We start from the raw sequence: 22,210 nt of genomic DNA, 5'->3' as shown, positions 1-22,210 counted from the left end.
CAAGTTATGTTTGAACACTGTTCTTAACATTTCAGTCCTGAACTTACTCTTTACATCCCCAAAAGAATACAAATCAATCATCAGGATGAAGGCTTTCTGGAAGCATAAAACAGCCACAGCGAACTAGAAAAAAGCATTGAATACCAAAGCGGAATTTTTTGATGCACGAAAAACTGCTTTACGTGCAAACCCCAATGCACGAAAGTTCACTTTACGTGCGAAGCAATAGAAAATGTCACACGAAGCACTAAAACTGCCGTTTGCGACACAGCAATTGCGCTCTACGACAACGAAAAAAAAATCAACAAGAGCAAGTTTTGCTCATTTGTTTTTAATTTTTCGGTCTTGCTCCTTATATTAAAGCTATAACCGTTATAATAGTTATAACAGTCATAATAGTTATAACATATTTTTTTGAGGGAATGTAGCTTTATTTAGGCCCCAAAGAATAGTAACTCATAATAAAAATAGAAATTTCATCCTTATTTAAAAAATAAAAGTTTAAGGAGCTAAATAAAAATATTGTTTCACGAAAAATCATGCTGCTTGCCAGCATGAATACATTTAGTTTTTTACCTATTTAACAATCAAATTATTATAGTTGACCTTCTAGTGCTAAATGATCTTACTCTTCAATTTGTATACGGCAGCTCTTGACACACCGAGTCTTTTCGCAATCTCATTCATCGTGATGGAAGGATCGTTATCTCTTTCTATTAATAGCTGTTTCAACTGCTCACGCTTAGCTGTGTTAGTATTGGTGCCTTGTTTCGCTCCGCTTAGAACGGGGAAATTATTAACTAGCGTAAACGCTTCATATCTGCGTAAACAATTTAAGAGTGTCAAAGATTTTTGTATGTTGTTAGAGCTATCTAGCCATATATACGCATCTTTTATTTTCCATAAGTTTGCCTCTATTTCCCCTCCAAGCAATCTAGCAACATCAACAATCCATTTATCGTAACAAGAGGCCGAGTCGCCAGTAGCACGAACCTGCTTGTAAGCATGGGGGTAATGCTCGCGTGCAAATGTAAGTACAGCTTCGGAATAGCTTTGCCAATCAGCTTTATCTCGATCAAGTTTGAGTAGTTCAGACATAATCAATCTCGGTTCTATTGAGAATAAATTAAGCCAACGGAAAAAAATTCTTGCATCCAGGTTTTCTTTGCCTTGTTTATGGTCTTCTAGCTTACTTTGCGCATCTTCATCATCACTATGGCGATAGACGGCAGAAATCAATCTTCTTATGGCTTTCTTATATGCTAAAGCACTCCTAGAAGAATGATGATCGCGACAATAGTATGGAGACTGATTCACTCGTTTGTAGCAAAGCGCACAGAAAGGTAAAGCCAAAGTAGTGTGTTTTTTTTGAGTATTGTCAGATGACGGCCTTTGAGGTGTTTTACTCTTAGCTTTTACCAACATTTGCTCAATCACATCGACATATTCGATGACTAAAATATCTTGATTTTGAAGTGTTGTTTTTTTCTCATCACTCATATTTTTAGTTCTAAAGTCGATGAGCTTATCTATTGTGCTGGATACCCCCCCGCAGAAACGTACAAATTCTTTAATCGTATCAGGCTCCTTACCTGTAAACGTTTTTAAAAACGGAATGTACAGAAGGAGTACCTTTGATACTGTTCGCTCTAACGAAATATCAAAAGCATCCACGACTGAGATACCTTTTGGACTTTTCTTTTGAGTTAGCTTTTTGTTTTCTGTTTTAGATCGTGCTTCTAGTTTCTTAAGGTTTTCCTCTAATTTCTTTTCAAGTACTACCGCAGCCACTTTATCCATCAGTGTAAACCCTATTGTGTCTTTTCTTTAATCTACAACACTTGCGTTTGTTTTCATACGATTACATCAAACAGAAACATAAAAACAAAAACGAGAATAATAAAAATGATAGATAGAAATTTTATAAGAGTTAGCGACTTAGCTACTTACCTAAATATAAGTAAAGTAACTGTGTGGAGATGGCGAAAGGAGGGGCGTCTCCCAGCAGCTCGTGCAATCAGTCCGAGAATTGTGGGCTGGAAACGAGAGACTATTGAACGATGGCTCGAAGAACAAACAACAGAGCTACCGTACTAAGAGGCGTAAGTAAGTAAATGAACATACAAACTAACGAACGTACTTACATTACAGACTTACGTACCAAGCTTAAGCAGCAATTTATTCAAGAGATGCATAACGCGAACAAAGACCCCGATAAAGGCATTATCTTCGACGTGATGTTTGACGCTTACGAAGCCGCAAAGGCCGAAGGAAAATGTTTTGAGAACCCAGCACAGTTGCAAGCAGCCGTCGGAGGGAGATATGTAAAAGCTCAAATAGCATTTCAAATACTCGATTCTGCTCAACCTAATGCGAATCGATATAATCGAGAAGTTCCCCAGTGGTTTTCTAGCCCGCTAGAAACTGCACTAAAACTCGACATAGCGGCTTTGTGGCAAGCTGTAGAGAGTGACATTGCTAGTATTGTAGAAAGTCGAGTAATGATAGCTGAACACTGTTCTGAACAGAAACGCCTACAAGCATTACAATCCAGTGAGCTGGTCGAAGAGCTTCAAGACAAACTTGATGAGCTAAAAGAACTACCAGGACAACTGAGTGAACTAAAGATCGACAATGAGCGCTTAAAAAGCGAAGTGAGCGTACTTGAAAACAGAGCCTCAACTTTGCAAGCCAGTTCAGACTCTTCATTTGCCTTACAGCGTGAAAACGCGATTTTAGAAGACAACAATGCGAAGCTTAAATCTGAAAATCAGAATATGAGAAAAGAACTTGAGCGAACTGCTGCCCTCTTGCAAGAAACGCTTATCAAGAAAGCTAACTTAGAAGGTCGCTTAGAAGAACGCGGCGAGTTTTCAAAAATTACCAATGAAAACACTCAAGTTAAAAGCTAACTCTACATCACGATGATCCATTCCCACGCGTGGGAATGGATATAAGGGAGGTGCTGAACACCCTGTCTAGCACGAAATTTATTGCACAGAATGCTGTTCAGTGTGATCGCAAAGGTCAATTTTATATAGACAATGGAATGAACAATGTTCGCGCTACAATTAATGCAGGTAAAACTCATATCTCGTTTTTCTGTCGTTACCCTCATTACACAAAGGTAGTCGACACGATGCTAGAGGAGTTTGCACAGGAGCAAGGTTTACAGATTAAAGACTGGGAGAGTTGCGCTGATACAATTGCGAAATTCTGATACACCTAAAGCTAGGAGTAAGTAAGACCTGAAGTTTTAAATAGCAAACAAGATCACATTCTATACCCACCTGAGGAAATGGTTGGAGTGAATAGTTTCTTCAAAACTTGGTTCGCAAAGTACGGACCACAAATTAGGAAGCACAGTTACTCGTCAATAATCTTATCTAAAATCTCTTTCTTATACCCTATAAACCTTGCTTCACTCTCCAACTTATCAACTGCGTCGCGTAGATATTGGCTATGTGCGGGAAACCGTTCCATGAGTTCAGTATGCGCCATAATCTGATTGTGAATCTCAATGATCTTGAAATTTAGTTTTTCTGAATATTCTTGTTCTTCAATAAAAAGCGTCAATTCATGGTGTTCACACTCTTCGCTATCAGCTTCTTCAACAACTTTTTCACCTCCAACCGCAACATACCTGGGGTTGTTAACTCTTGCACCACATAGGCGAACGACTTTGCCTTCTGCTTCTAAAATTTCGAGAATGCGATACGATTGATTTCTAAATCGCTCTACCTCGTCTTCAGTGCAATAGTATTCATCCAAAAATGGTTTGAGAATATCTTGATAATCATACAAGCAAAAATATTCTTCATGCTCCAAATACTTAAGACTTTGTATACCAACTTTAAACAACTGCAATGTCCCTACTCTCATTTTGCCATACCTAGCATTCTTTCGATTGAGTATAATATATTATACCAACTTTATTCAGTCAATCTGTTATCAGATAGTGTATACACATGGAGTGATGTAAACTTGAGTAAGCAAAAACAAAAAAAGAAATAAAAAATGAATAACTTAGCAAGAGAGATCTCAAAGAACATTGCAGAAAGAAGGAAAATATGCGGTTTATCAAGTACCGAAGCAAGCTTAAAAGCTGGTTTCAGTAGAAGCTACGTGAGTAAAGTTGAAAAAGACGGTGTTAGGATTACAGTAGAAAAGTTGTACCAACTTGCGAGAGTTCTCGATTGCAACGTTGGTGACTTATTGCCACAAGATAGAAAAGACTTACTAGAGGATGCTTAAAAATCAAGCCGTTCACGAATAACCACACTGCGCATACAGTGTGGATTTTCTATCCGCAGATAATTAACGGCTTAAATGCTAAAGAGAACCATCCAGAGTTCCCAGGTCAAAGGGGTACCAATACGCAATCAACCCTATAAGACTCAAACGAGAAATCCCTTGAAGCATAGTTTTCACCAGCAATCAAAACAGTTATTATCTGTCACTAGTTTGATAGAGTAGTTTAGTTTGAGGCTGATTTTCCAAGACCCTTCATCAACACATCAAACATCAATCCCGCGAATCCTTTCGCAACAGCCTCATTTGACAGAAGTTTCATCGCCATTTCGTTGTGTACGTCCATACTCTCGATAATGGCGTTGTTGATCGATTCTGGGAATTGCCCAAGCATCGCTTGTTCTTTGGTGTTGCTGCGGATCTGATCCATCACCACTTCATTTTCCGAGATCTTGCCTGCAATAGTATTGGCATAATTGAGCATATCATTTTCAGACAAACCATCTTCAATAAACAAATCGTTCATTCTCTGGATAATCTCGTTAAGTAGTTCAGTTTTTGGATCTTTCGGAACGGCACCAGTGCCTTCTTTTGCGGCTGGCAAGTAAGGCTTTGGCTCTTCACCAATTTTCACGCCAAGCTGTAGATCGGCTTCACGCTGCTCGTGTAAGCGATAATGTGTCATTACCACATCGGATAAATCAATTTCATCCTCAACCACATCAAGGCGAAGCAGTGGATAAAGATGTTTGGCGAAGATACTCAGCTTTTCCAGATCATAATCATCAAAATTGACGATCTGAGACGTAAACTCGTAGAAGCGATAGAAAGAGATTAAATCTTTCTTGAACACTTCCAGAATATCTCGTGCTTCTTTGGCGTGTTTGACGCTGTTTTCCGCAAACTTGATTTTCTTGTCGTTCTGCTCAATTTTCGCTTTTGACAGTTCCGCTTGTGCGGATTGAAGCACTTGTGTCGCTTCTTTATAGCGAACAGAGAAACGATCAACGGCAGGTTTGCACACATTGGCTAATTTAGCTTGGCTCGCTTGCTTGTTGTTATACGCCTCAACAAATGCCTCAACCTCTCGCCACTGGTAAATGCCAACCTTATCCAACTTCTTCATCAGCTCATAAACGATGTTTGGATCGGATACACCTGCCAACTCTGCGGTTTGGAAGTAAACCTTAAACTCTGCCAAAATTTCTTCAGGATCATTCACAAAATCGAGCACAAAGGTTTTGTCCTTGCCTTTGTAGGTACGGTTTAGCCTTGAAAGGGTCTGTATACACTCAACGCCTTTTAATGGTTTATCGACATACATCGCTACTAATTTCGGTTGGTCGAAACCAGTCTGGAATTTATTCGCAACCAACATCACCTGATAATCTGTGGTATCAAATGCTTTACGCATATCACGACCACGCAGATTAGAGTTCATATTATTTTCAGTGAAAGGGTGATCAGGTAAATCAGGATCATTTACTTCACCTGAAAAGGCCACCATGGCATTGACGTTGGTGTAACCTTTGTCCTGCACGTATTTTTCAAAAGCGAGTTTGTATCGCACTGCTTCTAATCGGCTACTGGTAACAACCATTGCTTTTGCTTCACTGCCCAGCAGATGTTTCACTTTCTCGTTAAAGTGCTCAATGATGGTTTCCACTTTTTGAGCAATGTTGTACGGGTGCAAGCGAACCCATTTCGCCATTTTCGAAGCTGCTTTTTTACTGTCCACCTCGTGATCTAAATCTGGGTTGTTGTGCGCTAATTGGTAAGCAACTCGGTAACTGGTGTAGTTTTGCAGAACATCCAGAATAAACCCTTCTTCAATTGCTTGGCGCATTGAATAAACGTGGAATGGTAACGGCTTATTGGTGTCGCTCGCTGGCTCATCGGTATTTGGTCTGCGACCAAACAGCTCTAATGTTTTCGCCTTGGGTGTTGCGGTAAAAGCAAAGTAGCTGAGTTTGTTTGAGCCTTTACGAGCTTCCAGAGATAAATGCAGCATATCTTCACTGTCCAGCTCTTCATCACCGTCCAATTGCTCCGCCATGAGCACTTCACGCAGTTTGCGAGCGGTTGTTCCTGTCTGGCTGGAGTGTGCTTCATCGGCAATTACAGCATAGCTTCGGCCTGCGAGGGTTGAGTCTTTACGGATCGCCTCTAAAACGTGTGGGAAGGTTTGAATTGTCACGATAATGATTGAGGTACTTGCCTTTAGCTCTCCTGCTAATTGGCTAGATTTAGAGCCTTGTGCCTCTTCTCGGTTAACACGAGCAATCATTCCTTCGTTATGGTCAAACTGATAAATCGTGTCTTGCAACTGGCTATCCAGTACCGTTCGGTCAGTGATGACAATGACGGAATCGAAAACCTTATCCCCAGCTTGTTTGTTTAGCTCAGGATGATCGGTGTAGTAATGCTTAGAAGCCAATTGGTGAGATAGCCACGCAATCGAGTTTGATTTACCTGAACCAGCACTGTGCTGAATAAGGTATTTATGCCCTGTGCCTTCGCTATCCACCGTTTTAAGCAGCTTAGAAACCACCGCCCACTGGTGATAACGAGGGAAAATCATCGTTTCTTTTGGCGTGATTGAACCGTCTAGGTGTTCAACGTCTTTCACTTCAAGATGAATATAGCGGCTGAGGATCAGTAACAGATTATCTTTTCGGAAAATCTCATTCCAAAGGTAAGACGTTGCGTAGCCACCATCGTCAGGAATATCGTTACCTTTACCGCCTTCACTTGTACCTTGGTCAAACGGTAGGAAAAAGGTTTTCTTGCCATCTAATCGAGTGGTCATCGCGACATTGTATTGGCTCACAGCAAAGTGAACCAATGCACCACGCCTAAAGGTTAATAACGGCTCTGGTTTACGAGTTTTTGGATCTTTCGGCTGTCTGTCCTTCATATACTGGACTTTAGCGTTATCAATCGACTGTTTAAACTCAGATTTAAGCTCGCAGGTAGCAACAGGGATACCATTGACAAATAGGGTTAAATCTAAACGCCCATCGTAGCCGTTGGGTGAGTAAACCAGCTCTGGCACGACTCGCAGAATATTTTGCTCATAACGGGCGGTTGCCGTTGGGTTCAAATCGTGATCAGGCTTAAAGCTACAAAGGTCAAACTTCGCACCACGGTTATTGAGTTTGTTCCGCAAAACCCACAGCGTTCCTTCATTTTTTAGCTCTTGTTCTAATGATTTGAGCAGAGCGTCAGCCGTTGCGTTTGGGTTGCGGTCAGTGTCAGGAAAGTGCTGCGCCAGCTTATCCCATTGCTCAGGCTGTGTTGCTTGCACAAAGGCAATCACATCTTCAGGGTAAAGTGCCAACTCTTTGTTGTACTTGTTCGACTCACCTAGCAACCAGCCGTGAGACTGCATTTGGTCAAGGATGTCGTTTTGGAATATTTTTTCTTGTGCTTTATCGCTCATCTATCGCCCTCCAGAGACTGACTTACAGCTAACTCCAGCTCTTCAATAGAACCAATAACAGCCTCTTTATATTCCAAAAAAGTCTGTTCCTTACCAAACTTTGTGGCTCGGTGAGCTATATCATTACGTCTGTTTCTATACTTTGACTTTGATTTGAGCAAATTAGCCGTTTTCGGCAATTCACCTAGCAGATCTGTTAATTGGTTCATAGGCGGAATGGTCGAACATTCCAACTTCAAAGATATTTGCTTTCCTTGAGGCCGAGATTCCTGTTTTCCTGAAAGGTAATCTTGCCACTCAACCAACTTTTTTTCTAATTGTTGCTTAAGGAAGATCTCACCAACTTCTTTGCTAAAATGCTCAACTACAGACCAATAAGCAATGTAAGCTAATTCGTAAGATTGCTTTGATTGATACTCCTCAGCTAGTTTTATTTGTTCATCCTTGAGCTTTTTTAATTTGGCATCTAAATCCATAATCAAGCTACCTCTACAAGGTTATTCTCTGCTGGCTTCCAATCCCGCACATCAATCTTGCCTGTCACGGCTGCTGAGATAAGAGCTGTTTTTCGCTCTTTCATTAACTCAATCGAACTAATTGCCTTTTCTACAAGAGCATCATATTTTTGTAGCTGTGTATCTAAAAAATCAACAACCTGCATTTGTTCTTCTAATGTAGGAAATGCGAAGTGGGCATTGATAATCAGAGATGAACTAATTATGGATTGATTTGCTAGCTTGTGACTAAATACGTCTAAATGATATCTATATGGTGTCCCACAAACAACGTAGAAGAGAAACTGTTTGATTAATGAGCTTTTTTCTCGAAGAATAACCACGTTTTGATTCGGTACTGAGCCAGCCAAAGACAAAGGGACAAGACCTACCTGTCCTACCGCAGAGGCTTTGATTTTAGGATCACTTCCAACCATACTGATGACTAGTTCACCAGCATTCATAATTACCCGTTGATATTTGTCTACAACCGACTGAGGTAGATGTATGTCAGGCTTAACAATCGTTTTGTTCTTGATATTTCCAGCTCTAATGAAAGGTACGCCTTCATCTTGGAAGTCATTTGAACTAAAACCAAATCCATTCACTGTATTTACGTGATGCTTCAGTTGGCTAACATCCCAATGCTCTGGCACTTCACCCAGCCATTCCACACCAGAGTTTTTCATTGGTGCATCTGGGTTAAGTCCTTTAGTCACTGCGTGAGAAATCACCGCTTGGCGTTTTTCTTTTAACAGCTCGATCAGCTTTTCTTGCTTAGTGATTAAGGTGTCGATCTTAGCTGTTTCGTGATCGAGGAAGTTGACGATTTTTTGTTGTTCTTCGAATGTGGGATACACAATTTGACACGCTCTAACGTCATCTTTATAAAGAGCGCCAATTGTAGTTGATTTATTAGCAAGCTCTAACTGAGGCTTACCAAAGCTACTTAAGAACCAATATAGTGAAAACCTAGGGCTTAGCAGTTGGTTTAGCCTAATAAGATATAAGTTTGGAGCTAAAGTGGCTTTGCAGTTTAGCTCAGGGACTAAGTATACTTTTCCTATTTCACCTCGTTTAGCAACTAACAATTCACCGCCATGTAAAGTGGTTTTCTTTAGGAACTTGTATGCTTTTTCATCTACAGTACGATTACCTGTATCGAAACCAACTCTGCCACTTTGTAAGTCCGTAGCTCTCAAATACCACGCATATTTTCCATCAGCATCAAGATCCACGTTCTTTTTTACATCAGAAAAACTTCCGTTCGCTTCGAAATCTGTCAGAAAGTCGATACCTCTACGAAGATCACTGATAAACCAAGAGGATGGAATTTCCTTTATCCATTCCACGTCAGACTCTTTGTACTCTGGATATGCTTTATAACGACCTGTCATTATGAATGCACCTCTTGCAGCAACCGCATAATCTCAGCCGATACTGCATCCAAATCAACATCAATCTCTTCTAATGCTCTTGGTGGTTCATAAACATAGAAATGGCGGTTGAATGGAATCTCATAACCGACAATACCTACTTCACCATCTTTAGGATCAGTTTTGTCTTCATCAATCCACGCATCAGGAACGTGCGGCAGAACTTCACGAGCAAAGTAATCTTCAACGGTTTCAGTTAATGGTACATTCTCGTTATCACGTAGATCAGGGTTCGCTTCAACTTTGCCTTTTGCTTTGCATACTTCAGCTTCATCATCGTGGTCACCAAGATGTTTCACGATAAGTTTTAGTTGAGCAGCGCTGAGTTTAACGGCTGCTAGTCTAGCTTTGAGTTGTTTGAGGAACTTATCACGCGATAAGTATTTTTCTTGCTCAAAGCAAGCAAGCGCATCCAGAATGGCTTGTTGGGTAATGTTATCGATTTTTGCCCAAGCGTTATCGGCTTGCAGGGCTTCAAGGCGCAGTTCGTCTTTCGGGTAAATTGCTAATTGCAGCGGGCGCTCAACGGTAATGCGGCGATAGCCAAACTCTTTATAGTCAAAGATTTTACTAAAATCGTTTTCGGCAAACTGGCCATAGGTTTGCACAATTTTATCAATCGCTTCAGGTGTGAGTTCTTTACGCTTACTACCTAACGATTTACGCATTGCTGCATAGAATACGTGCTCATCATTACCTTCAATTTCACCGCCACCACTGCGACCACGACCGCCTATTTTAGCTCGTTCTTTTGAAGCGTTGATAAGTTGAACCTTACCTTTGCGGTTAGCTGGCTTATGAGATGATAAAACCCACACATAAGTTGCAATACCTGTGTTGTAGAACATATCAGTAGGCAGAGCCACAATTGCTTCAAGCAGGTCATTTTCAAGAATATAGCGTCTAATTTCGCTTTCACCGCTACCAGCACCGCCTGTAAAGAGTGGCGAACCATTCAAGATAATACCGATACGTGAACCGCCTTCGTTTTTGTTTTCAGGAGAAGCAGGGCGCATTTTGCTTACTAGGTGCATCAAGAACAGTAATGAACCGTCAGACACTCGTGGTAGACCAGCACCAAAACGACCTTCAAAGCCTTTTTCGTTGTGCTCATCATTGATGAACTTCTGGATCTTCTTCCAATCCACACCGAATGGAGGGTTTGACAGCATATAGTCAAACTTCTCGGTGCGAAGTTGGTCATTAGACAAGGTATTACCCAGTTTAATGTTATCGACCTTTTGCCCTTTGATAAGCATATCCGCTTTACAGATTGCGTATGACTCTGGGTTTAGCTCTTGACCAAAAGCAGAAAGAGAGGCTTTGTCGTTAAGGTTATGAATGTATTCCATACCTGACGATAAGAAACCACCCGTACCAGCCGTAGGATCGTAAATAGAACGAACCAAACCAGAACTGGTTAGCTCTTCTTCATTGGCGAATAGTAGTGATGTTGTTAGTTCAACAATGTCTCTTGGGGTGAAGTGCTCACCAGCCGTTTCATTAGAGCTTTCTGCAAAACGTCTAATTAGCTCTTCAAACACTAAACCCATACCGTAGTTACTAATGGTATTAGGGTGAAGATCTGTCGTTGCAAAGCATTTCGCTACTTTGTAAAGCAGATCCGCTTCTTCTAGTTTGTCGATGGTATTGAAGAAATCGAAGTGCTCAAAAATCTCACGAGCATTAGGACTAAACGATTGAATGTAGCTCTCTAGGTTACTTGCTACACCTGTTTCACCAAGGCGGTTTAAGTCCATTTTTGAAGTGTTGTAAAAGCTCAACTGAGCTGCGTGCGTCAGTAGCTTATCTTGTGCCTCAATTGGCATTGCCTTTACAGCTTCGTATTTTGCGAGAACATCTGGTTTTGTCGCTTCAAGCACACACTCTAAGCGTCTTAGCAGTGTGAATGGGAGAATGATGCGTCCGTATTGAGATTGCTTGAAATCACCACGAAGAAGGTCAGCCACCGACCATAAGAACGCTGCTGTTGAAGAGAAATTGTTGTTAGTCATTATAATCAGCACATTGAATATGAAAAATTGCGCTGATTATATCGAAAGAGCCTTAGTTAGTCTGTGATTTAATTGAGGTTTAAGTAGATACAATCCCACGCTTCCCTAGCCAAAGCTACACTGCATGCAGTGTAGCCTATCTATTAAGATTGCTTCGCTACTCTGAACTTCATTTTTGCTTATGCCCCCAGATAACTGCCTGAGGTTTATGATTATAAGCCTTACAATGAGGTTTCTACGATATCGATAAACTTCTACCAGTAATGTAAAGATCATCTTCGACGATTGATTTTCTTTTCATAAAGAAAAAGGTTGGCTTTAAGTAAGAGGAGATAGAGGTTTGGACAACGAATCGCTAGTAGATTAGTTCGGAGATACTGCTGAGCTATGCTGTTTTATTGACAAACAAATACTCGGACAACAACATGCAGGGAATCTGTGTAATTTCGACCACTGATAATAACGCAAGGATAACTACGTTTAAAAACCATTGGGTTTCTTTGGGTTACATTAAGCTTCACGCTTACTTGACTAGTTACTTGACTAAAAGTAGCAGAAATGAAAAAGGGCGTAGCAAGTACTAACCTGCTACGCCCCGAAATAAATGGCACGCCCTATTGGATTCGAACCAATGACCACATCCTTAGAAGGGACGTGCTCTATCCAGCTGAGCTAAGGGCGCGCTACAGGGACAGGATTATACGAGTTCAAACGGGTAAATCAACGGGTTTTCATAACATTCTGATCTGAATGCCTAAAAAAAGTCCATTAAAACGCTTAATGTTCAAAAACACCACAAAGCAAACGTTTGCGTATGGATGTTGATAAGAAATTCTGCGACAATGCGCCGCAGATAATCTGCCTTCTTAATTTATAAGGAAAGTCATGACTGCTCAAAATATAGACGGAACTCTCATTTCCCAAACTGTTCGATCCGAAGTGGCTGCACGTGTTAAAGCACGTGTTGAAGCTGGGCTACGTGCTCCTGGTTTAGCAGTGGTTCTAGTTGGTGAAGATCCTGCCTCTCAGGTTTATGTCGGTAGCAAACGCCGCGCATGTGAAGAAGTTGGGTTTGTTTCTAAGTCTTTTGACCTTCCTGCGTCTAGCTCAGAAGAAGAGTTACTAGCGCTGATTGATGAATTAAACAATGATGATGAAATTGACGGCATTCTAGTGCAATTACCCCTTCCTGCGGGCATAGACACAACACATGTTTTAGAGCGCATTCACCCAGAGAAGGACGTGGATGGCTTCCACCCTTATAACGTTGGCCGTCTTGCGCAACGTATTCCAAAGCTTCGCTCTTGCACGCCAAAGGGCATCATTACCCTACTCGACCGTTACAACATTGAGCTACGTGGTAAACATGCGGTTGTGGTTGGCGCATCAAACATTGTTGGTCGTCCAATGACACTTGAGCTGCTGCTTGCGGGCTGCACAACAACAACATGTCACCGTTTTACCAAAGACCTAGAGAGTCATGTGCGTCAAGCTGACGTTGTCGTGGTTGCGGTTGGTAAACCTAACTTCATCCCTGGTGAGTGGATTAAAAAAGGCGCAGTGGTGGTCGATGTCGGTATTAACCGTCTTGATTCAGGTAAACTAGTTGGCGACGTGGAATACGACAAAGCACGTGAAAGTGCGAGCTTTATTACTCCTGTTCCTGGTGGCGTTGGCCCAATGACCGTCGCAAGTTTAATTGAGAACACGATGCTCGCTTGCGAACAGTTCCACACAGACAAATAACGTAAATTTCAGATACGAAAAAGGCTCCGCAAGGAGCCTTTTTGCTAATTGTTGATATCTATTTCAATTACAGACTTAAAATCACGCCCGCAATAGAAGCGCTCATTAAGTTCGCCATGACACCAGCGATAATCGCACGGAAACCATGCTTAGAAACAAATGCACGCTTTTCTGGTACCAAAGAGCCCAACCCTCCAATCAGCATCGCCATGCTTGAGATATTTGCAAAGCCACACAAAGCAAACGTCACGATTGCTTGTGAGTGTTCACTAAGTTGAGACTTCACTTCTGCAAGCTGGATGAAAGCGACGAACTCATTCACCACAATCTTGTTACCAATCAGCGAGCCTGCTGTGGTTGCTTCTTGCCATGGTATACCCAACAACCAAGCGACTGGCGCAAACACAAAACCTAGGATGAGCTCAAAACTTAATGGTGTCCCAATCAGATCACCTATCCAACCTAACATACCGTTTAGCATTGCAATGACACTAATAAACGCCAGTAACGTACCACCGACCGATACAGCAATGCGTACACCCGCCATGGCACCATCGGCTAATGCTTCTACTACGTTGGTTGCACGTGGAATTTCAACTTGGCTAATGTCGATATCTGCTGCTTTATCCGTATCTTCTGGCATTAAAATTTTTGCCATCAACAAGCCGGCAGGTGCCGACATAAATGCAGCTGCAATAAGATAGTTGAGGTCGACACCCAGTGATGCGTAACCGACCAACGTTCCGCCAGCAACTGACGCTAAACCACCTGTCATAACTGCAAAGAACTGCGAGTCAGTCATGTGTTTTAGGTAAGGCTTTACCATCAATGGTGCTTCAATGGTACCGACAAAAATGTTTGCTGTTGCAGACAAAGACTCCGCACGACCGATACCCAGCAGCTTTTGAATACCACCACCGATAAAGTTAATGATTTTTGGCATCACACCAATGTGATAAAGACCTGAGATAAGAGAGGAGAAGAAAACGATGATACCCAGAACATTGATCGCAAAGGTGAAGCCCCCTGTCGCCAAATTACCGAATAAAAACGCAATGCCCTCTTGACCATAGTTGATCAAATTCGACACAACACTGCTCACTGAATTCAGCGCATCTCTTCCTGCTGGTACATATAAAACCAACAACGCAAACAGTACCTGCAAAGCAAACGCAAACGACACCGTTCTCAGCTTTATATTTTTTCTATTTGTAGAAAGTAGCCATGCTAGGAATAGTATGGCTACGATACCAATAATTGAGTTCATAAAATGAATCCGACAGAAGGGGGATATGGAAGGCACCGGATTGTATAGCGGACTCAAAATGCTGCAAGTTGAGGATGTTAACAGTGTGAAAAGTTTAAGCGACCAATAACTGACCAACAAAATAACCAATTGAATTTATTGAAGATAAACGTTTGCTTATTTTAATTATTTCCATATGGAAAATATGTTTCTGGTTCAGGAAAAATTTTTGTGAAGTGAATCACCTTATGTGTCGTTCTACAACGTCATTGATCCTGTTATTTAGGAATAGAGATGTAAGGCGCCAAACGTTGGTCCCAATGACAAGGGTTGCCGATCTTCTGTTTGATAAAGTTAATCACTGCGGATATTTTTTTTGGCATATGCTGGCGGCTTGGGTATACCGCATAAAACGGCATCGACTGGCTGGCTTTCCAGTCAGGTAACAGCTGTATTAACTTACCCGTTCTAAACTCATCCCCCAGCAAGTAAGTGGCAAGGTAGGCAATACCCCAACCTGCAATAGCCGCATCCCGAACGGCTTCTGCCAGATCCACTGAATAGTTACCCGAGACTTTTACGTTCAATTCTTGCTGATCTTTGGTAAACGCCCACCCCGTATAGTCACGCTCCCAGCTTCTGTATATGAGGCAGTTGTGAGCAGATAGGTCATCCGGTTCTGCTGGCGTGTCATGTTTCAATAAGTAATCTGGCGATGCCGCAACAACAAACTGGCAATCCGTCAAACGCTGCGCAATGTAACCTTCAGGCAAATGCTCGTTGTTGGTTACCCATAAATCGAGCCCTTCGGCTAACATATCGACCTTATAGTCAAACAGATGTACTTCCACTTGAAGTTGAGGATACAGTTCGCGTAACTCTTGAATCGCTGGAATAATGTGTAAGGTACCAAATGATTGCGACAACCCAAGACGTACCAAACCTGCTACTTCATCCCGCTGGGTTTCCATCTCTAATGTGGCGCTGCTCACCGCTTGTACCACTTGCTCACAGTGATGAAAAAAGGTTTTCCCTGCCTCAGTCGGCGTAAAGCTTCGCGTAGTACGTTGAACAAGCTTGATACCAAGAGACGCTTCTAACTGACTCAACTGTTTACTCACATGAGACACCGACACGCCTAAGCTCTTTGCAGCAGCTGTGAAGCTTTTGTGTTTAAGAAGAGCGGAGAAAATCACCATTTGTGCGGCACGTTCAGATAACACGCTTTACCTCGATTTGGTTATAGAAAAAACAAAGGGCTCCGAAGAGCCCTTGTATTGAAGACTGAATGCCAAATTGTTTGATGGCAGATCAGTATTTAATGCGGTCAGCCAAGTGACTCACAGCAAGTGCGAAGTAGTAAGAGCGGTTCCACTTCATCAATACGTTGTAGTTATTGTAAACCAGATACGTACGACCATTCTCGTCGTCCGGCATGATCAACCATGCTTTGATGTCTTCATCCAGTTTTGGCAACGGGCTACCGTCATATTTTGTGATACCTAATTGGCTCCACTCTTGAAGGTATTTGCCTTTTTCAGCCGTGCGCCCTTCTAGGCTGCGATCAATATTTTTAGGAACCTTAACTTGGCGACCCCAAGTATATTTATCATCCCAACCAGACTTGCTCAAATAGTTAGCGGTTGATGCAAACACGTCCGCTTCAGATTGCCATATGTCTTTTTTACCATCACCGTTGCCGTCAGCAGCAAAACGAAGGAAAGAGCTTGGCATAAACTGGCATTGACCCATCGCACCAGCCCATGAGCCTTTAAAGTTCTCTAGCTCAATATGGCCTTGATCGAGGATCTGAAGTGCCGACATAGTCTCTTTACGGAAAAACTCTTCACGACGGCCTTCAAATGCCATTGTGGATAGTGCATCAATCACTTTAAAGTTGCCGGTAAACTTACCAAAGTTACTTTCAACTCCCCAAAGTGCCACAATAAAGCGCGGGTGGACACCGTACTCATCGCCTATACGCTTTAGCTCGGTGTAATGCTCTTTGTAGAGTTGTCTGGCTTGCTTCACCTTCCATTCAGGCACCGCGCGAGGAATGTACTCATCCAATGTCAGTTTCTTTTCTGGTTGGTTTCGGTCCGCTTTTACTGCTCGGGGCTTGTACTCAACATTAGCAAAAGCAGCACTAATGACCTGCTCTGAGATACCTTTATCACGAGCTTCAGCACGCAGCTTATTCAAGTATTCATCAAAACCCTCGCTACTTGCAAAAGCCGAGGTACACATACCAACGCTAAGCATGGTAGCCAGTATCTTTTTCATATTGCCCTCCTTGAGCAAGGCAGAAATCCCAGATGAAAAACGATGACGTTATTCGCCTTTCTGCTGGGCTTTTTGTTCTTTGTACTTTTCTAATAGGTTCTCCGGCGGCGGTGGAACCTGAAGAAAGAAGCCATCATTTTGTAATGAAGCCTTCACTTTTTCGATATCAACTTGTGCCAATTTACGGCCATCAAGTTTAATCGTCATGACAGCGATAGGCTTACCGAACATCTGCATTAAGGTGTCAGGAACCTGTGAAAAATCATCCTTTTTCGGAATATAGAGATAAGTACCTTCTTTTTTCGAGCTTTTATAAATAGAACAAAGCATGACACGCCTTTTATGCTGATTTAGCCGCGTTGAGTGCGGATTAGGTTGAAAACGTCAAATTCTCGCAAACTTAATAGCAAATTTGAGATTAATTCACCTATTTGCCCACGAGAGAACTTGCTGCGTCAAAGGATGAAATATAACATGACATACCTAGTTTAAGGCAACGCTCTTTCAATAAAGGCAAGAAGTCCACGATGACCCATTCACCAGACCTTAAAGGTAGCAGTTTTACATTGTCAGTTTTACACCTTTCTGACAATGAGATCGCAAAGACTGTCGAATTTTTGCAAGAAAAAGTTTCTCAAGCACCTTCTTTTTTTGCATCCGCGCCTTTGGTAATCAATATAGCAAAAGTACAAGGCGACATTGATTTCCCTAAGCTTAAACAAGGCATCTCAGATGCCGGTTTTATTCCGGTCGGTGTAACGGGCTGTAAAGACAAGCGTGTACAAAACCTTGCTTCCGAAGCTGGCTTCGCCATTATGTCGGCGAGCAAATCGCCAAGCCAAGCACCTGCCAAAATGGCACCAACGAAAGTAGTTCGTACGCCTGTCCGCTCAGGACAACAGATCTACGCAAAAGATGGTGATTTGGTGGTGCTAGCGCACGTAAGTGCAGGTGCTGAAGTCATTGCTGACGGCTCTATTCATATCCATGGCACACTTCGAGGTCGTGCGATTGCAGGAGCAAGTGGTCAGCAGGAAGCGCGTATTATTTGCCACGATTTACAAGCAGAACTGGTATCCATTGCGGGTGACTACTGGTTAAGCGATCAAATTGAAAGCGAGTACTGGCAAAAGAAAGTAATGATCAGTAAAGCCGATGAATCATTACATTTAGAAGTTCTCGCGATTTAATCTAAAAAGGAAAAAAAATGGCACGCATTATTGTAGTAACGTCTGGTAAAGGTGGCGTTGGTAAAACCACTTCAAGCGCAGCCATCGCCTCTGGTCTAGCTCTTAAGGGAAAAAAGACCGCGGTGATCGATTTTGACATCGGTTTGCGTAACCTCGATCTAATCATGGGCTGTGAGCGCCGCGTCGTGTATGACTTTGTAAACGTCATTAACGGCGAAGCGACATTAAACCAAGCGCTGATCAAAGATAAGCGCACGGACAACCTATTTATTCTTCCTGCTTCTCAAACTCGTGATAAAGACGCACTGACAAAAGATGGTGTTCAGCGCGTATTCGGTGAACTTGATGAAATGGGCTTTGATTTTATTATTTGTGATTCACCAGCAGGTATCGAGCAAGGCGCGTTAATGGCCTTGTACTATGCCGATGAAGCCATTGTCACAACGAACCCAGAAGTCTCTTCTGTGCGTGACTCTGACCGCATTCTCGGTATTTTAGATTCTAAGTCACTGCGTGCAGAACAAGGGCTAGAGCCAGTAAAACAGCACCTTCTACTGACTCGCTACAACCCATCTCGCGTCACTCAAGGCGAAATGCTAAGCGTTGAAGACGTTGAGGAGATCTTACATATTCCACTACTGGGCGTGATTCCAGAAAGCCAAGCCGTGCTTAACGCATCAAACAAAGGTGTGCCAGTCACTTTTGACGATAACACCGATGCGGGTATGGCTTATTCTGACACCGTTGATCGCTTATTAGGCAATCAGGTTGAATTTCGTTTCCTTACTGAGGAGAAGAAAGGACTCTTTAAACGACTCTTTGGAGGCTAGACATGTCATTATTAGAATTTTTCCGTCCACAGAAGAAAACTTCTGCGAATCTAGCTAAAGAGCGTTTGCAAATCATTGTCGCAGAGCGCCGCAGCCAAAATGATCCTGCGCCGTCTTACTTGCCTCAATTAAAAGAAGACATCTTGAAGGTGATCAGCAAGTACGTGGCAATTGATCCAAATATGGTTGACTTAACATTTGAGCACAAAGACGACGATATCTCAGTTCTTGAGCTAAATGTGAAGCTACCAGACGAAGAAAAGTAATCAGTTTCTCTCGCCAGACGAATGCTCTAATTAGAACGAAAAAGGTTGGCATCGAGGCCAACCTTTTTCATCTTTCATTACTTTAATGCTTTGTTCATCTTGTCGCCGAGTAAATCCAAACGCCACCCTTGCATCAAATCAGGCAACACTTCTGGGTCACGATCTTTTTTCCAAACCCAACTGATCAACTGATTGATCTGCTTTTTAGAGGCAAGGAACTCCGTGGCTAAACCAGACTTCTGCGAAGCCGATTTCACCAAGTCTTTCATATTTTTGAAGACCTGCTTGTAACCCGGATAGTCCATTAAACGCTCAATTTTCGCAGGATACTCTTCAGAAGGTGTTTGCTTCGCTTGTTTAACAATCGCGGCAATCTTCGCGCCATGGCGGTTAATCGCTCGTATATCAATATCTTCTGCTTCCATCTTCTTAAAGTTCGTTAAACCAAGACGAGCGACCGTTAATAGATCACCTTCTTTGAAGATAAAGTTCAGCGCTAAATCTCGTTTGATTGCTTCACGATAACGCCACGTCGCCAATGGCTTTAAAATCGCCAGCTCAGAAGGTTTTAATTGCCAAGCGCCCTTAATATCAAGGTAGGCATTCTCTTCATTGGTTACGCGAATACGTTTCGAAACGAGTAAATCACTTTCTTGCTGTACAGCTTCCCACCAACCTGCTTGCGTCACCTTATCGAACAGCTTTTCGTATAACGGTAACAAGTAATGAACATCTGCGGCAGCATAATCTAATTGCTTTTGTGTCAGTGGACGAGCCATCCAGTCGGTACGTGATTCACTTTTGTCGAGCTCTACGCCTAAATATTCTTCCACCAGCGATGCGAAGCCTGTCGATAGGCCGTGACCGAGAAAAGCGGCCATCAGCTGCGTATCCACCATAGGGAATGGTGTACAACCAAAAGCGTTTTGGAAAACTTCTAAATCTTCACCACATGCGTGCAGCACTTTTAGCACAGAAGTATCTTTTAATAGCGCTACAAACGGCGTCATATCCGTTAATTCAGTCGGATCAATCAGCGAGAGGCGATTACCATCGAAAAGCTGAATCAGACCTAACTGCGGGTAGAAAGTGCGAATACGAACGAATTCGGTATCCAGCATCACTACGTCTGCCTCTCGGGCATGAGTGCAAACCTCTTCTAGGTCTTTGTTTTTAGTAATAATTTGATAGTTCACATACTTCTCGCTATAAAAATGCCAGCAAAACGCTGGCATTCTATCATTTTTTAAATCTCTCGACTCGACGAAATCGGCTTATGCGCTTTTCTTCGCAAGTTCAGCGTCATTCTCTTCGCGTAAAACACGACGCAAGATCTTACCGACATTGGTTTTAGGTAAGTCTTCGCGGAACTCAACCAACTTCGGAACTTTGTAGCCAGTTAAGTGTTCTCGACAATGCGCGATCACTTCGTCTTTGGTCAAGCTCGGATCACGTTTCACGACATAAATCTTCACTAATTCACCAGACACTTCATGCGGCTGACCAATAGCAGCAACTTCAAGTACTTTGCCGTGTAGTGCTACAACGTCTTCAATTTCGTTCGGGTAAACATTAAAGCCTGATACTAAGATCATGTCTTTCTTACGGTCAACGATATGCAGGAAGCCTTCGTCATCGAACTTAACGATGTCGCCAGTTGATAGCCAGCCGTCTTCGTTAATCGTATCTTTCGTTGCTTCAGGTCGTTGCCAGTAACCTTGCATAACCTGAGGACCACGAACTTGAAGTTCACCAGTTTCAGTATTCGCAAGAGCGTTGCCTTCTTCGTCCACGATACGAACTTCTGTTGATGGTACCGGCAGACCAATAGAGCCATTGTATTCAACAAGATCATGCGGATATGCCGCCACCAACGGAGAACACTCTGTTAGACCGTAACCTTCGAGCAAATAGCAACCCGTGGTCTTTTGCCATCTTTCTGCCACTGAGCGCTGCACTGCCATGCCGCCGCCAACGGCTAAACGTAGATTACTGAAATCCAACTCGTGGAAATCTTCATTATTGACCAATGCATTAAATAAGGTATTCACGCCCGTAATCGCAGTAAACGGATGCTTTTGTAGCTCTTTCACGAACCCTGGAATATCTCTAGGGTTGGTAATAAGTAAGTTACGACCACCCATTTCGACAAACAGCAGACAGTTTACGGTAAGAGCAAATACGTGATACAGCGGTAATGCTGTTACGACTAATTCACGCCCCGGAGATAAAACCGGTCCGTACGCGCCTTTTGCCTGTAGAACGTTCGCAATCATGTTGCGGTGAGTCAGAATCGCGCCTTTCGCGACACCTGTCGTCCCCCCCGTATATTGCAGGAATGCAATGTCATCCCCAGACATAAACGGTTTAACGTATTGTAGACGACGACCTTTACGTAGAGCCTGACGCATTGAGATTGCACCAGGTAAATCGTACTTAGGCACCATGCCCTTAACGTACTTCACGACAAAATCGACAATCGTACCTTTCGCTCGTGGCAGCATTTGACCAAGACTGGTTAACACTACGTGTTTGACTGGTGTTTTATCGACAATTTGTTCTAACGTATTCGCAAAGTTAGACACAATCACAATCGTCGTCGCACCTGAGTCATTCAATTGGTGTTCAAGTTCACGAGGAGTGTAAAGTGGGTTAACGTTTACGGCGATACAACCTGCACGCAAAATACCAAACAACGCCACTGGGTATTGCAGTAGGTTTGGCATCATCAGAGCAACACGGTCACCCTTTTGCAGTTTTAACTCGTTTTGCAGATACGCTGCGAATGCGCGACTACGCTCTTCCAATTTACGGAAGGTCATAACCGAGCCCATGTTCATGAATGCTGGTTGGTCTGCATATTTTTGTACAGACTGTTCAAACATTTCTACCAAAGACTCATATTGCTCTGGATTAATGGTTTCAGGTACGTCACTTGGATAACGTGAAAGCCATGGTTTATCCACGATGTTACTCCTCGTTTATAACTGGCTAAAAAATAGCGTCCTTTT

19 protein-coding genes and 1 tRNA gene are annotated in these 22,210 nt (G+C 42.6%); 7 read left to right on the top strand and 13 right to left on the bottom strand.

Going from position 1 to position 22,210, the window contains the following annotated elements; translation table 11 throughout:
• Window positions 1–615: 615 nt before the first annotated feature.
• The gene (locus tag R7040_RS15710; RefSeq protein WP_213967337.1) at window positions 616–1,800 is read right to left on the bottom strand and encodes an HTH domain-containing protein; all 1,185 of its coding nucleotides are present in this window, start codon (window positions 1,798–1,800) and stop codon (window positions 616–618) included.
• A 105-nt stretch (window positions 1,801–1,905) separates the two neighbouring features.
• On the opposite strand from R7040_RS15710, the gene R7040_RS15705 reads away from it, so the two are divergent.
• Window positions 1,906–2,097 carry a helix-turn-helix transcriptional regulator gene (locus R7040_RS15705; RefSeq protein ID WP_083148238.1) on the top strand — a complete coding sequence of 64 codons (192 nt, stop codon included), beginning with the start codon at window positions 1,906–1,908 and terminating at the stop codon, window positions 2,095–2,097.
• A 17-nt stretch (window positions 2,098–2,114) separates the two neighbouring features.
• Window positions 2,115–2,912, top strand: a complete 798-nt coding sequence (locus tag R7040_RS15700) for a DNA repair protein (protein ID WP_318096905.1) — start codon at window positions 2,115–2,117, stop codon at window positions 2,910–2,912.
• A 454-nt stretch (window positions 2,913–3,366) separates the two neighbouring features.
• Here R7040_RS15700 and R7040_RS15695 read toward each other — a convergent pair whose 3' ends face one another.
• Window positions 3,367–3,882 carry a DNA repair protein gene (locus tag R7040_RS15695; protein ID WP_203510509.1) on the bottom strand — a complete coding sequence of 172 codons (516 nt, stop codon included), beginning with the start codon at window positions 3,880–3,882 and terminating at the stop codon, window positions 3,367–3,369.
• A gap of 135 nt (window positions 3,883–4,017) precedes the next feature.
• Here R7040_RS15695 and R7040_RS15690 point away from each other — a divergent pair, with 135 nt between their 5' ends.
• Window positions 4,018–4,254, top strand: coding sequence for a helix-turn-helix domain-containing protein (locus R7040_RS15690; RefSeq protein WP_182019068.1), 237 nt, complete (start codon window positions 4,018–4,020; stop codon window positions 4,252–4,254).
• 223 nt (window positions 4,255–4,477) lie between these two features.
• Here the strand turns inward: R7040_RS15690 and R7040_RS15685 are convergent, their stop codons facing one another.
• From R7040_RS15685 to R7040_RS15665, 5 genes are all read right to left on the bottom strand, one after another.
• A complete protein-coding gene (locus tag R7040_RS15685; RefSeq protein WP_213967749.1) occupies window positions 4,478–7,693 on the bottom strand; it encodes a type I restriction endonuclease subunit R in 3,216 nt (1,071 codons plus the stop codon).
• Entirely contained in the window at window positions 7,690–8,169 is a 480-nt protein-coding gene (locus R7040_RS15680; protein ID WP_072829011.1) for a hypothetical protein, read from the bottom strand. Before R7040_RS15680 ends, R7040_RS15685 begins: the two co-directional genes overlap by 4 nt.
• A 2-nt stretch (window positions 8,170–8,171) precedes the next feature.
• A complete protein-coding gene (locus R7040_RS15675; RefSeq protein ID WP_213967748.1) occupies window positions 8,172–9,584 on the bottom strand; it encodes a restriction endonuclease subunit S in 1,413 nt (470 codons plus the stop codon).
• Window positions 9,584–11,638 carry a class I SAM-dependent DNA methyltransferase gene (locus tag R7040_RS15670; protein ID WP_318096904.1) on the bottom strand — a complete coding sequence of 685 codons (2,055 nt, stop codon included), beginning with the start codon at window positions 11,636–11,638 and terminating at the stop codon, window positions 9,584–9,586. Before R7040_RS15670 ends, R7040_RS15675 begins: the two co-directional genes overlap by 1 nt.
• A 605-nt stretch (window positions 11,639–12,243) precedes the next feature.
• A tRNA-Arg gene (locus tag R7040_RS15665) sits at window positions 12,244–12,320 on the bottom strand.
• Window positions 12,321–12,523: 203 nt separating this feature from the next.
• On the opposite strand from R7040_RS15665, the gene folD reads away from it, so the two are divergent.
• Window positions 12,524–13,384, top strand: a complete 861-nt coding sequence (gene folD / locus R7040_RS15660; RefSeq protein WP_005382297.1) for a bifunctional methylenetetrahydrofolate dehydrogenase/methenyltetrahydrofolate cyclohydrolase FolD — start codon at window positions 12,524–12,526, stop codon at window positions 13,382–13,384.
• A gap of 67 nt (window positions 13,385–13,451) precedes the next feature.
• Here folD and R7040_RS15655 read toward each other — a convergent pair whose 3' ends face one another.
• The 4 genes from R7040_RS15655 to R7040_RS15640 form a co-directional block, all read right to left on the bottom strand.
• Window positions 13,452–14,651, bottom strand: coding sequence for a NupC/NupG family nucleoside CNT transporter (locus R7040_RS15655; protein WP_005382298.1), 1,200 nt, complete (start codon window positions 14,649–14,651; stop codon window positions 13,452–13,454).
• A 257-nt stretch (window positions 14,652–14,908) separates the two neighbouring features.
• Window positions 14,909–15,853, bottom strand: a complete 945-nt coding sequence (locus R7040_RS15650) for a LysR family transcriptional regulator (protein ID WP_005382299.1) — start codon at window positions 15,851–15,853, stop codon at window positions 14,909–14,911.
• 88 nt (window positions 15,854–15,941) lie between these two features.
• Window positions 15,942–16,913: a lytic transglycosylase domain-containing protein gene (locus R7040_RS15645; protein ID WP_005388330.1), complete on the bottom strand. Its 972-nt coding sequence runs from the start codon at window positions 16,911–16,913 to the stop codon at window positions 15,942–15,944.
• Window positions 16,914–16,961: 48 nt separating this feature from the next.
• Window positions 16,962–17,243 (bottom strand): YcgL domain-containing protein, encoded by a 282-nt coding sequence (locus R7040_RS15640; RefSeq protein ID WP_005382303.1) that lies wholly within the window; start codon window positions 17,241–17,243, stop codon window positions 16,962–16,964.
• A gap of 197 nt (window positions 17,244–17,440) precedes the next feature.
• On the opposite strand from R7040_RS15640, the gene minC reads away from it, so the two are divergent.
• Genes minC through minE form a run of 3 tightly spaced genes read left to right on the top strand, consistent with a single transcriptional unit; the run spans window position 17,441 to window position 19,199 of the window.
• Complete coding sequence (gene minC, locus R7040_RS15635; protein ID WP_005382304.1) at window positions 17,441–18,103, top strand: septum site-determining protein MinC; 663 nt, start codon at window positions 17,441–17,443, stop codon at window positions 18,101–18,103.
• Between the two features lie 17 nt (window positions 18,104–18,120).
• On the top strand, window positions 18,121–18,933 hold the full coding sequence (gene minD / locus R7040_RS15630) for a septum site-determining protein MinD (RefSeq protein ID WP_005388331.1): 813 nt from the start codon (window positions 18,121–18,123) through the stop codon (window positions 18,931–18,933).
• A gap of 2 nt (window positions 18,934–18,935) precedes the next feature.
• Complete coding sequence (gene minE, locus R7040_RS15625; protein ID WP_005388332.1) at window positions 18,936–19,199, top strand: cell division topological specificity factor MinE; 264 nt, start codon at window positions 18,936–18,938, stop codon at window positions 19,197–19,199.
• Window positions 19,200–19,276: 77 nt separating this feature from the next.
• On the opposite strand, the gene rnd is transcribed toward minE, so the two are convergent.
• Together rnd and fadD are read right to left on the bottom strand one after the other, a co-directional pair.
• Window positions 19,277–20,395 (bottom strand): ribonuclease D, encoded by a 1,119-nt coding sequence (gene rnd, locus R7040_RS15620; protein ID WP_031777213.1) that lies wholly within the window; start codon window positions 20,393–20,395, stop codon window positions 19,277–19,279.
• 78 nt (window positions 20,396–20,473) lie between these two features.
• Window positions 20,474–22,165 (bottom strand): long-chain-fatty-acid--CoA ligase FadD, encoded by a 1,692-nt coding sequence (gene fadD / locus R7040_RS15615; RefSeq protein WP_005382216.1) that lies wholly within the window; start codon window positions 22,163–22,165, stop codon window positions 20,474–20,476.
• Window positions 22,166–22,210 lie beyond the last annotated feature (45 nt).

This window comes from Vibrio sp. 1069 (assembly GCF_033340555.1).
This window is presented reverse-complemented; position numbering and strand designations above follow the sequence as displayed.

Bases quoted from the DNA above. Each gene is read 5' to 3' on its own strand.
- R7040_RS15710 (WP_213967337.1), bottom strand. From the start codon at position 1,800: ATGGATAAAGTGGCTGCGGTAGTACTTGAAAAGAAATTAGAGGAAAAC.
- R7040_RS15705 (WP_083148238.1), top strand. From the start codon at position 1,906: ATGATAGATAGAAATTTTATAAGAGTTAGCGACTTAGCTACTTACCTA.
- R7040_RS15700 (WP_318096905.1), top strand. From the start codon at position 2,115: ATGAACATACAAACTAACGAACGTACTTACATTACAGACTTACGTACC.
- R7040_RS15695 (WP_203510509.1), bottom strand. From the start codon at position 3,882: ATGAGAGTAGGGACATTGCAGTTGTTTAAAGTTGGTATACAAAGTCTT.
- R7040_RS15690 (WP_182019068.1), top strand. From the start codon at position 4,018: ATGAATAACTTAGCAAGAGAGATCTCAAAGAACATTGCAGAAAGAAGG.
- R7040_RS15685 (WP_213967749.1), bottom strand. From the start codon at position 7,693: ATGAGCGATAAAGCACAAGAAAAAATATTCCAAAACGACATCCTTGAC.
- R7040_RS15680 (WP_072829011.1), bottom strand. From the start codon at position 8,169: ATGGATTTAGATGCCAAATTAAAAAAGCTCAAGGATGAACAAATAAAA.
- R7040_RS15675 (WP_213967748.1), bottom strand. From the start codon at position 9,584: ATGACAGGTCGTTATAAAGCATATCCAGAGTACAAAGAGTCTGACGTG.
- R7040_RS15670 (WP_318096904.1), bottom strand. From the start codon at position 11,638: ATGACTAACAACAATTTCTCTTCAACAGCAGCGTTCTTATGGTCGGTG.
- folD (WP_005382297.1), top strand. From the start codon at position 12,524: ATGACTGCTCAAAATATAGACGGAACTCTCATTTCCCAAACTGTTCGA.
- R7040_RS15655 (WP_005382298.1), bottom strand. From the start codon at position 14,651: ATGAACTCAATTATTGGTATCGTAGCCATACTATTCCTAGCATGGCTA.
- R7040_RS15645 (WP_005388330.1), bottom strand. From the start codon at position 16,913: ATGAAAAAGATACTGGCTACCATGCTTAGCGTTGGTATGTGTACCTCG.
- R7040_RS15640 (WP_005382303.1), bottom strand. From the start codon at position 17,243: ATGCTTTGTTCTATTTATAAAAGCTCGAAAAAAGAAGGTACTTATCTC.
- minC (WP_005382304.1), top strand. From the start codon at position 17,441: ATGACCCATTCACCAGACCTTAAAGGTAGCAGTTTTACATTGTCAGTT.
- minD (WP_005388331.1), top strand. From the start codon at position 18,121: ATGGCACGCATTATTGTAGTAACGTCTGGTAAAGGTGGCGTTGGTAAA.
- minE (WP_005388332.1), top strand. From the start codon at position 18,936: ATGTCATTATTAGAATTTTTCCGTCCACAGAAGAAAACTTCTGCGAAT.